The sequence below is a fragment of the Austwickia chelonae genome (assembly GCF_003391095.1).
GTDB lineage: Bacteria > Actinomycetota > Actinomycetes > Actinomycetales > Dermatophilaceae > Austwickia > Austwickia chelonae_A.
Genome location: NZ_CP031447.1, coordinates 2,320,261 through 2,335,141, shown reverse-complemented (window position 1 = coordinate 2,335,141; position 14,881 = coordinate 2,320,261). Strand labels below are relative to the sequence as shown.

Below are 14,881 nucleotides of genomic sequence, written 5' to 3'. Positions count from 1 at the left end.
TCCCAGACGCCGGAGAACCCGAACACACCATCACGACAGCAGATGTCACCACCGGCACCTCCGGTCGACATCACGAAGGAGCAGAAGACATGAAGATCGCCGGTGCACCGATTTCCTGGGGTGTCTGCGAGGTCCCGGGGTGGGGATTCCAGCTGACTCCCGAGCGGGTACTCACCGAGATGAAGTCAGTGGGGCTGACCGCCACCGAGTTCGGCCCGCAGGGCTGGCTCCCCGAAGCCCCAGCAGAGCGCGCCGAAGCGCTGAAGCCCTACGGCCTGGCCGCCGTCGGCGCCTTCGTCCCCGTCGTCCTGCACGACCCCGGACACGACCCCTCCGAGGAGGTCAGCCGTGAACTTGACTCCTTCGAAGCAGCCGGCGGAGACGTCCTGGTGCTGGCTGCCGCGACCGGACAGGACGGCTACGACGACCGACCCGTCCTGGACGACGCAGGCTGGACCGCGCTGCTCAGCAACCTGGACAAGCTCAAGGCACTCGCCGAGTCCCGGGGGATCAAGGCCAGCCTGCACCCGCACGTCGGCACCATGATCGAGAAGGCCGACGAGGTCGAGCGGGTCATGGAGGGCTCCCGGATCGGGCTGTGCCTGGACACCGGTCACCTGATGATCGGTGGCACCGACCCGGTGGACCTGGTCCGTCGCCATGCCGATCGGATCAACCACGTACACACCAAGGACGTCCGCCAGGACGTCGTCGCCAAGGTTCGCTCCGGTGAGCTGACCTACACCGACGCAGTCCGTCAAGGCATCTACGTCCCGCTGGGAGAAGGAGACGTCGACTTCTCCTCGATCATCAAGGATCTGAACAAGGTCGGCTTCGACGGCTGGTACGTCCTCGAGCAGGACACCATCCTTCCGGGTGAGCCCGAGGGCGAGGGCCCTGTCGCTGATGTACGGTCCTCCATCGCCTTCCTGAAGAGCCTGGGCTGAAGCCGACAGCGACGGGGTCGCGGTCGTGGGGTGTGGGTCGGACCAACCCGCCCTACGGCCGTCCGTCAGGTCGACGACGTGAATGACGACGCGGGGCGATCACGCCTGCAGGCCGAGCCCGCGGATCGTTAAGCTGCAGCTCATGACATGCCCCTCTTCCGGGTCTTCGGACAAACGACCCGACGTCGATCTGACTGAGCTCTGCGTCGAACCGGTCGAGCTGTTGGGTGCTGGCCGCATCCGGGAGATCGCCGGTCGTCTAGGGATCCGTCCCACGAAACAGTGGGGCCAGAATTTCGTGGTCGACGCCAACACGGTCCGTCGGATCGTCCGGCTCTCCGAGGTGGGGCCGCAGGACACCGTGGTCGAGATCGGTCCAGGACTGGGGTCGCTGACCCTGGCGATCCTGGAACAGGCCGAGGGTGTGACCGCGGTGGAGATCGACCCGACGCTCGCCGGTGAACTGCCTCGGACGGTGTCTGCGGTGATGGCCGGACGTGCCGACCGGTTGAGGGTGGTGCATGCCGATGCCATGACGGTGCGGGAGCTTCCCGGCCCGGCGCCGACCGCTCTGGTCGCCAATCTGCCTTACAACGTCTCCGTGCCGGTTCTGTTGACCTTTCTGGAGCGTTTCCCCAGCATTCAGCGGGCCTTGGTCATGGTGCAGATGGAGGTTGCCGAGCGGCTGGCTGCATCGCCCGGAAACAAGGTTTACGGGGTTCCGAGCGTGAAGGCGTCCTGGTACGCCGACGTGGGATTGGCGGGGAGCGTTTCTCGCTCGATCTTCTGGCCGGTGCCCAATGTCGACTCCGGCTTGGTCAGATTGGTGCGTAGACAGGAACCGGTCGGCGTGGATCGCCAAGCTGTCTTCGCTTGTGTCGATGCCGCTTTCGCGCAGCGGAGGAAGACTTTGCGGGCGGCTCTGTCGGGGTGGGCCGGAGGCACTGACCGGGCGGAGGCTGCTCTGGTGGAAGCCGGGATCGACCCTCGAACCCGAGGAGAGCAGCTGCGGGTGGAGGACTTCGCCCGGGTCGTTGCCGCGTGGAAGCGGCAACAGGGCACTGCGGCCACCGACATAGGGTGAAGGTATGACGAGCGTGCAACCGGAGTCTGTGGTCGTGCGGGTTCCCGCCAAGATCAATCTGGAGCTCGTCGTGGGCCCCCCACGGGCCGACGGCTACCACGGGTTGTCGACGATCTTCCACGCTGTCGGGCTCTTCGACGAGGTCACCGTGTCTCCGTCCGACGAATGGCGGGTCAAGGTCCTGGGGCCGTATGCCGACCTGGTCCCGGTCGGGGAAGACAACCTGGTCGTGCGGGCCGGTCGGTTGTTGGCATCGCGGGCCGGCTCATCCGCTCGGGTCACGCCGTGCACCATCACCATCGACAAGGAGATCCCGGTCGCCGGCGGAATGGCCGGGGGGTCGGCGGATGCTGCTGCGACGCTGGTGGCTCTCGACGCACTCTGGGGGTTGGACGGTGACCGCGAACTCCTGCACGAGTGCGCTGCAGAACTGGGGAGCGATGTGAACTTCGCCCTGGTCGGAGGTACCGCGGTAGGTTCCGGGCGGGGCGAGCAGGTGGCCCCGGTGCTGGGTAAAGGGCGGTACCACTGGGTTTTGGTACCCAGCGACGAAGGTTTGTCCACGCCGAAGGTCTTCGCCGAATGCGATCGTCTCCGGGGGGACGCACCGATTCCTGATCCTGAACCGGGGACGGCGATGGTGCAGGCGCTTCGGTCGGGGGATGCCCACGCTCTGGGTGCGGCGCTGCGCAACGACCTGCAGGAAGCAGCTTGTTCTCTGCAACCGCGCCTCCAGGACATCCTCACGTTCGGTTGTGAATACGGAGCTTGTGGCGGTCTGGTCTCTGGTTCGGGACCGACGGTCGCTTTCCTGGTCGAAGGGCCGGAAGATGCCTTGGATCTCGCGGTCGCTCTGACGGCTTCAGGTCTGGCCTCCGAGGTCAAACGGGTCACCGGCCCGGTACACGGTGCCCATGTCGTCATGAATCCGCGCACCCGCTGAACCAGCTCTCGTCCTGCTTTTCCCACGTCGTCGTCCACTGTGAAGGAACCATGGCCAATCTGATTTCCGTCGAACGCGCCGACCTGTCCCTGGGGACGACGCATCTTCTCGACGAGGTGTCGCTCGGGGTCCTGACCGGTGATCGGATCGGCATCGTGGGTCGTAACGGTGGTGGCAAGTCGACCTTGCTGAGGGTGCTCGCCGGTAGCCAACAGGTCGACAGCGGCCGGATCGCCCGGGCCTCCACCGTTTCGTTGGGCATGTTGACCCAGGTGGACGACCTGCTTCCGCAAGCGACCGTCCGGGAAGCCGTTTTCGGTGGTATGGCTGAGTACGAGTGGGCTTCGGACCCGCGGGTTCGCGACGTGATGGTGGGGCTGCTCGGCGACATCCAGGCCGGTGGGGTCGGCGGGCTCGATGCGGTCGTCGGTCCGATGTCGGGTGGGGAGCGGCGCAGGATCGCTCTGGCGGCTCTCCTGGTCGCGGATCCGGACGTCATCCTGTTGGACGAGCCCACCAACCATCTGGACGTGGAAGGCGTGGCCTGGCTGGCCCACTACTTGGCGTCGGTACGCACCCGTTCGGACGCCGCTCTGGTGGTGGTCACGCACGATCGTTGGTTCCTGGATGCGGTGGCCACGACGACCTGGGAGGTCGTCGACGGGCAGGTCGAGTCGTACGAGGGCGGCTATGCGGCCTATGTCCTGGCGAAGGCGGAACGGGCTCGGGTGGCTGCGGTGACGGCCGAACGCCGGGACAATCTGCTCCGGAAGGAGCTGGCCTGGCTACGTCGAGGGGCTCCAGCGCGGACGAGCAAACCTCGTTTCCGGGTGGAAGCGGCCTCGGCGTTGATCGCGGACGAGCCGCCGCTGCGGGATGAGGTGTCCCTGGTGAGTTTCGCGACGCGACGTCTGGGCAAGGACGTCATCGACCTGGTCGATGCCAGTGTCCGTTTGGGGGAGCGGACAATCCTGGACCGGGTGACCTGGCGGTTGGCACCTGGTGACCGGGTCGGCATCGTGGGGGTGAACGGTGCCGGAAAGTCGACTCTTCTGCGGGCTTTTCTCGGTGAACTGGCCTTGGACGGGGGACGACGCAAGGTCGGCAAGACGGTGGTGACGGCTTTCCTCTCCCAGGAGGTCCGGGAGTTGGAACGTCTTGCGCAGGCCCGGGTGATCGACGCGATCACCGAGGTACGCAGCTATATCGCTCTGGGTAAGGGGGAGGTCAGCGCGTCGCAGCTGGCGCAGCGGTTGGGGTTCACCGGGTTGCGTCAGCAGAGCAAGGTGTCTGAACTCTCCGGAGGTGAGCGCCGACGCTTGCAGTTCTTGCGTCTGTTGATGACCGAACCGAATGTGTTGATCCTCGATGAACCGACGAACGACCTGGATATCGAGACGCTGACCTCGATGGAGGATGTTCTGGACGGCTGGGCCGGCAGTTTGCTGGTGGTCAGCCACGACCGGTATCTGCTGGAGCGGATGTGTGACCGTCAGGTGGCCCTGTTGGGTGACGGCAAGGTGCGCGATCTGCCCGGTGGGGTGGAGCAGTACTTGGAGTTGCGGGCTCAGGTGGTGCAGAGCGCGGTGGCGTCCGTGCCAGGGGTTTCCGGGGTCCCGGTGGCGGGAGGTGCCGGTGGGGGCGCTGAGCCGACGTACAGCCAGACGCAGATCCGGGAAGCGCGTAAGGAGCTGAACCGGATCGACCGGCAGCTGTCGAAGTTGGCCCAGGTGGAGGAGCGTCTGCACCAGCAGATGGTGACGAAGGCGACGGACCATGCCGCGGTGTTGGAGCTGAACGACAAGCTGCGGGCCGTGGTCGATGAGCGGGAGGAACTGGAGCTGGCCTGGTTGACCGCTGCGGAGATCGCTGAGCCCTGATCCCTGTGGCGGGGCAGCCCCGGTGGGGCCGTGCCCCCGCCACAGGGAGGGTCAGTGGCCGTTCTCGAAGGGTGCCATGAGGCGGGCCAGGAGTTCCGCGAGCTCCTGTCGTTCTGTGGCGCCGAGACTCTCCAGAATTCCTCGTTCGTGGTCGAGGAGCCCGGCGAGAGCGTCCTCGCTGAGGGCACGGCCGTGTTCGGTCAGGCGTACTCGGACTCCACGACGGTCCTCGGGGTCCGGGAAACGTTCGACGAGGCCACGGTCGACGAGTCGGTCGATCCGGTTGGTCATGGTTCCGCTGGTGGAGAGGGTCTGTTTGACGAGATCTCCGGGGGAGAGCTCGTAGGGGTCCCCGCTGCGTCGCAGTGCGGAGATGACGTCGAATTCCCAGACCTCGAGGTGATGCTGCGCGAAGGCTGCTTTGCGGGCCCGGTCGAGATGCCGGGAGAGCCTGGCTAGCCGCGAGAGGACCTGGAGGGGTTCGACGTCGAGATGGGGTGTCTCCCGTTGCCAGGCTGCGACGATGAGGTCGACCTCGTCCGTGCGTGATGGCTGGATCCCCGGTGCTGCCATGCGTGTCATCCTATCGGCGAGTTTCTCGATATCGAACTAGTGTGTGGGTGTGGATTCTGCGACGCACTGCAGCGGTACCGACAGAGCCGTACGGCCTGGCAGGGTGGCCGCATCGGCGCGGGGCAGCGGGAGGGCTGAAGACGGTGCTAGTCCGTCGCAGCCCCTTTTCGGCGAGCGAGGTGTTCCCGGTCGCGGAGATGAGGCGTAGCCTCCAGCCCGGCCAGCCCGTTCCAGGCCAGGTTGACGACATGGGCGGCCACCTCGTCCTTGGCCTGCCGGGGAGAGTCCAGCCACCACTGTCCGCACAGCGCCACCATGCCCACCAGCATCTGGGCGTACATCGGGGCATTGTCCGGGTCGAGATCCCGGCGTCGGAACTCGGCCGCCAGCAGATATTCGACCTGGCTGGCGACATCGCTCATGAGCGAGGCGAAGTTGCCGGTGGTCTGACCGGTGGGCGAGTCGCGTACCAGGATCCGGAATCCGTCCGAGCTGTTCTCGATGTAGTCCAGCAGGGCGAGAGCAGCGCGTTCCACGAGGACATGAGGGTTGCCCGAGCTGGTCAGGGATCGGGTGATCATGCCCAGGAGGATCTCGATCTCCCGGTCGACGACCACGGCGTAGAGGCCCTCCTTGCCGCCGAAGTGCTCGTAGACGACAGGTTTGCTGACCCCTGCGCGGTTGGCGATCTCCTCGACGGTCGTCGCCTCGAATCCCTTTTGCGCGAAGGCAGCACGGCCTATGCCGATGAGTTGCTCTCGTCTTTGTCGGCCGGTCATTCGCCCTCGGGGGGTCCCATCGGTCCTGCTCGTCGTCACATGCCCTATTCTGTCTCAGCGTCCTTACACCTCGGTTGCGGGTGTCCGGTCTGTCTTGGACTAGGCTGTGGTGGACGTCGGGAGACATGTCTCCCGGAGTGCGCATTCCCCGGTTGGTCTGCTGGCAGGGCCCGCCTGACTTTGAATCAGGACTAGCGACGATGGTTCGATTCCATCCCGGGGAGCCATCCACTCAGGTCACATGGGTTGGGCCTGGTGACCTGCGGCGGTCTGCTTTCTCGAGCAATCGCACCGACAACATCCGCTCAGGCCTCCTCGAGTGCGTCAAGGCAGCCACGGCGATTCCGCCCCGGAGAGCGCCTTTCCCGCCCGGAGCAGTCGGAGGACACCTGGCGGCGGTAGCATGGCAGGCGGCGTCGGCGCCCCGCCAGGCCGCGGCCACTCGTCCGGTCTACGTGGGGCTCGTCCACCGCCCCCGCACCCGTCGTCGAGCCCACGGAGCACACCTGTGACCGTCAGCCGTCCAGCCGCCGTCATCATCCTCGCCGCGGGCGAGGGGACGCGGATGAAGTCAGCAACTCCCAAGGTGTTGCACGCGATCGGGGGGCGTACGCTCCTCGGGCACGCGATCACCGCCGCCCAAGGGCTCGACCCCTGCCACCTGGCCGTGGTCGTCCGCCACGAACGTGACAAGGTCGCCGACCACGTCGCAGAGGTGGCGCCGCAGGCCGTGGTCGCAGACCAGGACGAGATCAAAGGAACCGGCCGCGCCGCCGAATGTGGTCTGGCAGCTTTGCCTGGAGACGTCGAAGGCACCGTCCTGGTGACCTACGGCGACGTCCCGATGCTGACCTCTCAGACCCTCGAAAAGATGCTCGCCGCCCACGAGGCGGATTCCTGCGGCGCTTCCGTCATCACCGCGGTCGTGCCCGACCCCACCGGATACGGGCGTATCCTGCGCGACGCCGATGGATCGGTGGCCGGCATCGTCGAGCAGAAGGACGCTACCCAAGGGCAATTGGAGATCTGCGAGATCAACTCCGGGATCTATGCCTTCGACGGCGCGCTGCTCCGTGAGGCGCTCACCGAGGTGGGCACCGACAACGCCCAGGGCGAGAAGTACCTCACCGATGTCCTGGCCATTGCCCGTGCTCGGGGTATGCGTGTGCGCGCCCACCTGATCGACGACCTGTGGCAGACCGAGGGCGTCAACGACCGGGTACAGCTGGCACGTATGGGAGCCGAGCTGAATCGGCGCATCGTGGAAGGCTGGATGCGGGCCGGTGTGACCGTGGTCGACCCCGCCACGACCTGGATCGACGCCGATGTCACGATCGGGCAGGACACGGTCGTGCGGCCCAACTGCCAGTTGCTGGGCGCGACGACCATCGGGGCCGATGCCGTGATCGGCCCGGACTGCACCATCGAGTCCTGTGAGATCGGCGACGCTGCCGAGGTGAAGCGGACCGAGGCCCACCACGCCCTGATCGGTGCGGGCGCCACCGTCGGCCCGTTCAGCTACCTGCGCCCGGGCACCAGGCTGGGCGCCAAGGGCAAGATCGGTGGTTTCGTCGAGACGAAGAACGCCGTGATCGGGGAAGGCGCGAAGGTCCCGCATCTGACCTACTGCGGTGACGCGACCATCGGAGAAGGCGCGAACATCGGCGCCGGCACGATCTTCGCCAATTACGACGGGGTGGCCAAGCACCCCACCGTCGTCGGTAAGCACTCCTTCGTCGGTAGCCAGACAGTACTGGTCGCTCCGGTGACCGTCGCCGATGGCTGCTATGTCGCGGCCGGGTCGGCGCTGACCGATGACACCGACCCCGGACAGATCGCGGTGGCCCGCTCCCGTCAACGAAATGTCGACGGCTGGGTGGAACGGCGGCGAGCCGGTACGAAATCCGCGGCGGCGGCACAGTCCGCCCGAACGGCGCAAGAACATGGGGCCGAGACGGCGCGAGCAGAGGACGAACAGCGATGACCAGCCTGAAACGCACCACCGAGAAGAGCCTGATGGTGCTCTCCGGACGGGCCCACCCCACCCTGGCCGAAGAGGTCGCCACCGGGCTGGGTATCCACGTCGTACCGACCACTGCCTACGAGTTCGCGAACTCCGAGATCTACGTGCGTTTCGAGCAGTCGGTCCGCGGCAGCGACGCCTTCTGCATCCAGAGCCACACCGCTCCCATCAACGAATGGATGATGGAGCACCTGATCATGGTCGACGCACTCAAGCGTGCCTCGGCGAAGCGGATCACCGTGGTACTGCCCTTCTACGGGTACGCCCGACAGGACAAGAAGCACCGCGGGCGGGAACCGATCTCTGCCCGGTTGATGGCTGACCTGTTCAAAGCTGCGGGCGCCGACCGTCTGATCTGCGTCGACCTGCACACGGCTCAGATCCAGGGGTTCTTCGACGGCCCGGTGGACCACCTCCAGGCGCTGCCGCTCCTGTCGGACTACGTGATGGAGCATTACGGCCAGGAAGACCTCGCGATCGTCTCTCCGGACGCCGGGCGGATCAAGGTTGCCGAACAGTGGAGCAAGAAGCTCGGCGGAGCACCGCTGGCCTTCATCCACAAGACGCGGGACATCTCCCGTCCCAACCAGTCGGTCGCGAACCGAGTGGTCGGGGATGTCGCCGGTCGCACCTGCATCCTGGTCGACGACATGATCGACTCTGGCGGCACCATCTGCCAGGCTGCAGATGCCTTGGTGAAGGCCGGAGCGAAGAGTGTCGTCATCGCCGCGACCCACGCGATCTTCTCCGACCCGGCTGTCGAACGGTTGAAGAGCTCGGTGGCCCGTGAGGTGATCGTCACCAACACGCTGCCGATCCCGCCGGAGAAGCAGTTCGAGAAGCTTCAGGTCCTCTCGATCGCGCCGCTGATCAGCCAGGCGATCCATGAGGTCTTCGAGGACGGGTCGGTGACCAGCCTGTTCGACCCGCCGAACTGATCGGTCCTGCGGGAGAAGAACCTGCTTCGGCCGCTGCTCACGGGGAACATCCCTGGGGGCAGCGGCCGAGCTCGTTCACGATGGGGGGCCAGGCAACCCGAGCATGGGCGGTAGCCCGCCTGCTGGGGGAGAAGAGTACGGCGGGCCGGGAAAGACCGGGGGCAGACGGTCCATGCCGATGCGTGGTTCGCCGCGGGTGGCCAGCGTGCAGTCGAGGATGTAGTCCAGGGCGTCCTCCAGCGCGGTGGGTTCCAGGAGACGCTGGTCGGACCAGGAGACGACGCGCATGGTGACTTCGGCGCCCTGGCCTTGCAGTACGCGTACCGCGTCATGCCCGTAGGCGCGCCGGAACTCCTCGGCCCCGGACTGGGTCAGGAAGAGGTCACAGGCGATCCCGCGGCGAGTGGCTCCTTCCAGCAAGGGATGAGGGGTTTGGTGAGGAGGCTCGTAGGGCCGGGCATAACCGGGCGGGTCGGCGATCGCTGCGAACCAGGACCAGAGTCGCTGCTTCCAGCTGCGGGGCGCAGGAGGCGGCTGGATCTGACGAGGAGCAGTGGGGTCGAGGAGATCCAGGGGCATGGTGGACCAGTCGTCCTGCGCAAGGCTGACCACCCGGGAGACCGGCGCCCAGCGAGCTGCCTGCAAGGCGCCCCAACCGCTGGCCCCGAGACCGACGATGACGGGGGTCCGTCCAGTGCGCTCGGCGAGCCATTCGGCGGCGGCGATATTGGCTTTGACCCCAGCGCCTCGGTCGTATTCGACATCGGTGACGACGACGGCTGCTTTGCCCCCGGCGACCCCGTAGTCCAGTCGTAGGGTGGCGATGCCGTGCTCGGCGGCATTCCGGGCCAGCTTCACCCAGCCGTGTCCGACCGGGCCCACTCGGTGTGCCCCGACGGGTGGGAGGAGGACCAAGGCGCCGCGAGGGGGGCCCAGCGGCCGGGTGAGGACGCCGGGCAGGCCTTGGACGTCGACGTACTCTTCTTCGACTCCTGCAGGGGTGACCCGAGCCGACCGGACCGGGTCGAAGCGGGGTGCGACGCTCTCGGCCAGAGGTTCGGCGGTGATCCATCCGTCGATGGCCGACCACGTTGAATGGGTGACCACGGCCTTGGACTCCTGGCCGGGTTCGCGGATCAGGGCTGGGCTCGGGCGGGTCAGCGCGCCGACACCGTCGATATAGCGGCTCAGCCCGGGGGCGAGTTCTTCGTCAGGCCGGGTGACGACCAAGAATCTGGTGTCCTGAGCCATGTCCGATCGTCCGGTGGGCAGGCTGAGCCGGGCGATGGCCTCGATATCGCTCTGCTGGATTCCTGAGATCGCGACGCCGGACCCGGATCCGGCCAGGGCCCGGGTGTGTCCGGGGAGACGGTCCTGCAACCATTCGACCCCGGTGGCCGGGGGATCGATGAGTACCACCGACGAATAAGGGGAGCGGCCGGGCTGGGCCCATCGACGACTGACCGGGTCGCCGGCGGCGAGGGCAGCGATCATCGCGCCCAGCTCCCAGGCCACCAGGCTGACCGAGTCCTGGTGCAGGGTCTCCCGGGCGTAGTGGGCCAGGGCCGCGACGTCGTCGAGCCACCGACCGGTCGACGGGGTACTGGTCGGGTCGGGAGTCGCGGATTCACCGGTTCCGGACCAATCTGCACAGAGCACCACGTAGCCTGCTCGGGCCAGTCCGTCGCTGAGCTCGGAGAGACCGGGGAAGGCATCGTTCTGGCTCGCGCCGAGGCTGGGCAGAGTGATCACGGCGCCACGGGCGCGGTCGCTGTGCGGAAGATGGACGATGGTGGACAGCGCGCCGCTGGGAGATGGCACCCAAGTGGGGACGATCTGGCCTGGCTGGAGTTCAGCGCGGGCTCGAGGCAATGCGGCGAGGCTCATTCGTTGTCGGATCCGCTCCGGGGTCGGGACATGGACGGGAGGATGTGCCAGTGTGCACGGCGATCTTGGGGACATGCTGAGCCGTGTATCGGTCTCGAGCGTTGGTTCACAGGTCATCCCCTCGCCTGCGACGGGTGACGGTGCAGCGTCAGGTGCGGTGGAGTGATGGACGTGGCCGGGAAGTTCTCGTGCCCGAATCAGAAATGGGCAAACGTTCAGAACGAACGCTCAGTCTAGTTGTCGAGGCAGCACCCTGGCCACTTTCCCGAAAAGTGGGAGCTGGCTGTGCGTTGTTGAGCCGGTAGCAGGTTCATCTGTTGTCTATCGCCGGGGGCAGAGGGCGACATCGGTGTCGATGGGCGCACTTCCGGGAGCCCGCTATCATGAAGACTTGCCTCGGCGAGGGATACCGCGCGGACTGTGAAGTCGTCGGTGATCCGTGATCGACGCGGGATGTGGTCTGGACGGTTCGTTCTCCGGCTGCGGTTGTCCGCGCGTTTTCCCGCGTCGAGGCAGGAAGATTCGATTATTTCGAACCCCTGTCCAACGAGGAGAAGAAGATGTCCGACGCCGTCACCATCATTGCTGAGAAGCGCACCGAGTTCGGTAAGGGCGCTGCCCGTCGGGTGCGCCGCGCGCACAAGATCCCCGCGGTTCTCTACGGCCACGGCACCGAGCCGGTCCACCTGACCCTTCCCGGCCACGAGACCATGCTGGCGGTCAAGGTGCAGAACGCTGTGCTGAACCTCTCCATCGAGGGCAAGGACCAGATGGTTCTGGTCAAGGACGTGCAGCGTGACGTCCTCAAGCCGATCATCGAGCACATCGACCTGGTGGTCGTGCAGCGCGGTGAGAAGGTCGGCGTAGACGTCACCGTCACCACGGTCGGCAATGCCGCGCCGGAGACCCTGGTGAGCGTGGAGGCCCAGACCCTCCAGGTCGAGGCCGAGGCCACTCACATCCCGACCGTTGTCGAGGTCTCTGTCGAGGGCCTGGCTGCCGGAACCCAGATCCACGCTTCCGACATCGCGCTGCCTGCCGGGGTCAACCTGGTCTCCGAAGCGGACACCCTCGTGGTGAACATTTCTCAGGCGATTTCCGCCGAGGCGCTGGAAGCCGAACTGGCCGAGGCCGAGGCTGAAGCCGGTATCGAAAAGGACGAGGCCGGAGAGAACGCCTGATCGTTTAGTGCTCGAGGGTAACGGTCGGGCCGCGTTCTGCGGGCAGATTCCCGACCGTTACCCTGGTTCGGTGATATCCCATTCCATCCTGGATCCCGCTTTGATCATCGGGCTGGGGAATCCTGGCCGGGAGTATGTGGGGAATCGCCATAACGTCGGTTCGATGGTGATCGATGAGATTGCTTCCCGATGTTCTGTGTCCTTCCGTTCGCACAAGGCGCGTGCTTCGGTGGCAGAAGCGCGGCTGGGGGTACTGCCTGGGGGGAAGCCAGGTCCGCGGATCGTTGCGGCTCGGCCGTTGGCGTATATGAACGAGTCCGGCGCGCCGACGGCTGCGCTGGCCGCTTTCTTCTCCGTTGCACCGACATCGGTGATCGTTGTGCATGACGACTTGGAGACCCCTTTCGGGCAGGTGCGTCTGCGGCGAGGCGGGAGTGAAGCCGGGCACAACGGTTTACGGTCGATTTCCTCGGCCTTGCGTACCCGCGACTATGTGCGGGTCAGGGTGGGTATCGGACGCCCGCCCGGGAAACAATCTCCGGGGGATTTCGTTCTCCGGGATTTCAATGCCGCTGAGCGCAAGGAATTGCCATTCGTCCTGGGTGATGCGGTGGATGTGATCGAAGAGCTCGTTCTCCACGGAGTGCCCGGAGAAGGCAGCCAGTGACGCAGGGAGCATCTGTATGGGGCGGATATCCTTCCGACTGCGAGGATTTCGGATCAAGGCCTGCCCTGTGCGGGCAGGGGGCAGGCCCAGAAGCCTTGAGGTCTTCACCCACGGTTCTCCGGCGCGGACGGTGCCTGCGCGTACCCAGCCGTGAGAGTACAGTTAAGGCGGCATTTGCTCGGCGGACCATTTCCACTGAAAGCCTTGAAGGCGCCAGGGGCGGGATGTCGAGGGGTGCGCGAGCGCGAGTCAACACGGATGATGCGGCAATGAGGCCGAGGTCTGCGCTTGTCAGAGCCGAATGGGGATCGGCCAAGCGGTGTTTCTTTTCCGGGGGGACACTTCGAGATCTGTTGTCGTCAACTGGGAGGGGTTGGCAACGTGTCGATACATGAGCGCGAGATCACTCGTAAACGTGATCGCGTCCAGCATCGGACCGACCGCCGTGGAATACCTGTCGAAAGACTGGAGATTCCGACAAATAGCAGCGAACTATTCGCACCCACCCTGGGGAGCTCCGCCACACGTCCGTCGGCTCGGAATTCCTGGTCGCGTCGGTATTTGAAAAAGCTTCTCGTTCTTGACGCGGTCACTGGTCTGCTATGCAGCGTGGCCGCAGCTTTGATGCGTTTCAGCGAGTCCTACGCTGAACCAGCCTATTACTGGATCGTGCCGCTGGTCGGGATTGTCTGGGTCGTCGCGCTGGGGATGTCCAATGCCTACGAACGTCGTTTCCTGGGCGTCTCCAGCGAGGAATACCGAGCAGTGGGACGGGCTGTCATCGGAATGTTGGCATTGCTCGCGGTGGCGTCCTTCCTGTTGAACTGGCAGCTGGCCCGCGCTTATGTGCTGGTGCTCATTCCCATGCTCCTGTTCGCCGGACTGATCACCAGACAGGGCATGCGTCATTGGCTCGGCAAGCACCGGTGCACCGGCCAGCTCATGCAACGCACCATCGTGGTCGGACGGGCAGACGCGGCAGCCTCCCTCCTGCGCAGCATCCGGGCCGAACCGACCCAGGGCCTCCTGCCCGTGGCGGTCTGTTCCTCCGGAATGGACACCGATTGCGACACCATGTCCTCGATCGAAGGTGTCCCGGTGATGGGTACTCCCCGTGACGCCATCGCCGCTGCGGACCTCTACGACGCCGAGGTCGTTGCCGTGGCCTCGCACCCCGACCTGGCCGGTAAAGCTTTACGTCGGTTGGCCTGGGCGCTGGAAGAACGCGGCATCGAGCTGATCGTCTCCCCGGGGCTCCTGGACGTGGCAGGTCCTCGCATGTCCATCCGGCCGTCGAACAACCTTTCCCTGCTGCACGTCGAACGACCTGCTCACGCGACCAGATCGGTCTTCCTCAAGGACGTCATGGACCGAAGCCTGGCGTTCCTGCTGCTCCTGATGCTCTCCCCGGTGCTGATCACGGTCGCTCTCGCGGTCAAGATCACTGACCCTGGGCCGGTCTTCTTCAAACAGAAGCGGGTCGGAGTACGCGGTGAGATCTTCTACATCTTCAAGTTCCGGACGATGGTTGTCGACGCAGAGAAACGCCTCGAAGCGCTGCGAGCCAAGAGCGACGGCAACAGCGTGCTCTTCAAGATGAAGGACGACCCTCGGATCACCGGGATCGGCAAGGTACTCCGGCGTTATTCGCTCGATGAACTTCCCCAGCTGTTCAATGTCCTCTTCGGCGACATGTCCCTGGTCGGACCTCGTCCTCCGCTGCCGGCCGAGGTCGAACAGTACGAACCCGACGCGCTTCGCCGCCTGCACGTACGACCTGGGATGACCGGGCTGTGGCAGGTGTCCGGTCGCAGCGACCTCAGCTGGGAGGAGTCGCTCCGTCTCGACCTGCGCTATGTCGACAACTGGTCGCCCATCGGAGACCTGCACATCCTCTTCCGGACCTTCCGAGCCGTGACCCACAGTTCCGGGGCCTACTGACCCGCCTGGCCCCGGAGTTTGTCAGCCGTCCGGTTTTC

12 protein-coding genes and 1 tRNA gene are annotated in these 14,881 nt (G+C 65.7%); 10 read left to right on the top strand and 3 right to left on the bottom strand.

All coding sequences use genetic code 11. The features are described 5' to 3' along the window. The first annotated feature begins 89 nt into the window (after positions 1-89). From DX923_RS10320 to DX923_RS10305, 4 genes are all read left to right on the top strand, one after another. Positions 90-947 (top strand): TIM barrel protein, encoded by an 858-nt coding sequence (locus DX923_RS10320; RefSeq protein ID WP_116114640.1) that lies wholly within the window; start codon positions 90-92, stop codon positions 945-947. A 142-nt stretch (positions 948-1,089) separates the two neighbouring features. Continuing rightward, positions 1,090-2,031 (top strand): 16S rRNA (adenine(1518)-N(6)/adenine(1519)-N(6))-dimethyltransferase RsmA, encoded by a 942-nt coding sequence (gene rsmA, locus DX923_RS10315; protein ID WP_116114638.1) that lies wholly within the window; start codon positions 1,090-1,092, stop codon positions 2,029-2,031. 4 nt (positions 2,032-2,035) lie between these two features. Further along, positions 2,036-2,974, top strand: a complete 939-nt coding sequence (locus DX923_RS10310; RefSeq protein ID WP_116114636.1) for a 4-(cytidine 5'-diphospho)-2-C-methyl-D-erythritol kinase — start codon at positions 2,036-2,038, stop codon at positions 2,972-2,974. A 50-nt stretch (positions 2,975-3,024) separates the two neighbouring features. Next, complete coding sequence (locus DX923_RS10305) at positions 3,025-4,854, top strand: ABC-F family ATP-binding cassette domain-containing protein (RefSeq protein ID WP_116114634.1); 1,830 nt, start codon at positions 3,025-3,027, stop codon at positions 4,852-4,854. 51 nt (positions 4,855-4,905) lie between these two features. On the opposite strand, the gene DX923_RS10300 is transcribed toward DX923_RS10305, so the two are convergent. Next, positions 4,906-5,427: a MarR family winged helix-turn-helix transcriptional regulator gene (locus DX923_RS10300; protein ID WP_116114632.1), complete on the bottom strand. Its 522-nt coding sequence runs from the start codon at positions 5,425-5,427 to the stop codon at positions 4,906-4,908. 146 nt (positions 5,428-5,573) lie between these two features. Next, positions 5,574-6,206: a TetR/AcrR family transcriptional regulator gene (locus tag DX923_RS10295; protein WP_116114630.1), complete on the bottom strand. Its 633-nt coding sequence runs from the start codon at positions 6,204-6,206 to the stop codon at positions 5,574-5,576. 145 nt (positions 6,207-6,351) lie between these two features. Here DX923_RS10295 and DX923_RS10290 point away from each other — a divergent pair. The 3 genes from DX923_RS10290 to DX923_RS10275 all read left to right on the top strand — a co-directional run bounded on the left by DX923_RS10290 (position 6,352) and on the right by DX923_RS10275 (position 9,167). Continuing rightward, positions 6,352-6,433, top strand: a tRNA-Gln gene (locus DX923_RS10290). Between the two features lie 281 nt (positions 6,434-6,714). After that, on the top strand, positions 6,715-8,190 hold the full coding sequence (gene glmU, locus DX923_RS10280; RefSeq protein WP_116114626.1) for a bifunctional UDP-N-acetylglucosamine diphosphorylase/glucosamine-1-phosphate N-acetyltransferase GlmU: 1,476 nt from the start codon (positions 6,715-6,717) through the stop codon (positions 8,188-8,190). Beyond that, positions 8,187-9,167, top strand: coding sequence for a ribose-phosphate diphosphokinase (locus tag DX923_RS10275; RefSeq protein WP_116114624.1), 981 nt, complete (start codon positions 8,187-8,189; stop codon positions 9,165-9,167). The genes glmU and DX923_RS10275 overlap by 4 nt, the downstream gene beginning before the upstream one ends. Positions 9,168-9,242: 75 nt before the next feature. On the opposite strand, the gene DX923_RS10270 is transcribed toward DX923_RS10275, so the two are convergent. After that, positions 9,243-11,054 carry an alpha/beta fold hydrolase gene (locus DX923_RS10270; protein ID WP_116114622.1) on the bottom strand — a complete coding sequence of 604 codons (1,812 nt, stop codon included), beginning with the start codon at positions 11,052-11,054 and terminating at the stop codon, positions 9,243-9,245. Positions 11,055-11,614: 560 nt separating this feature from the next. Between DX923_RS10270 and DX923_RS10265 the strand changes: the two genes are divergently transcribed. The 3 genes from DX923_RS10265 (at position 11,615) to DX923_RS10255 (ending at position 14,843) form a co-directional block, all read left to right on the top strand. Further along, the gene (locus DX923_RS10265; RefSeq protein ID WP_116116281.1) at positions 11,615-12,235 is read left to right on the top strand and encodes a 50S ribosomal protein L25/general stress protein Ctc; all 621 of its coding nucleotides are present in this window, start codon (positions 11,615-11,617) and stop codon (positions 12,233-12,235) included. A 7-nt stretch (positions 12,236-12,242) separates the two neighbouring features. Next, entirely contained in the window at positions 12,243-12,902 is a 660-nt protein-coding gene (gene pth, locus DX923_RS10260) for an aminoacyl-tRNA hydrolase (protein ID WP_430732271.1), read from the top strand. A gap of 609 nt (positions 12,903-13,511) precedes the next feature. After that, complete coding sequence (locus tag DX923_RS10255) at positions 13,512-14,843, top strand: sugar transferase (protein ID WP_240322591.1); 1,332 nt, start codon at positions 13,512-13,514, stop codon at positions 14,841-14,843. Positions 14,844-14,881: the final 38 nt, after the last annotated feature.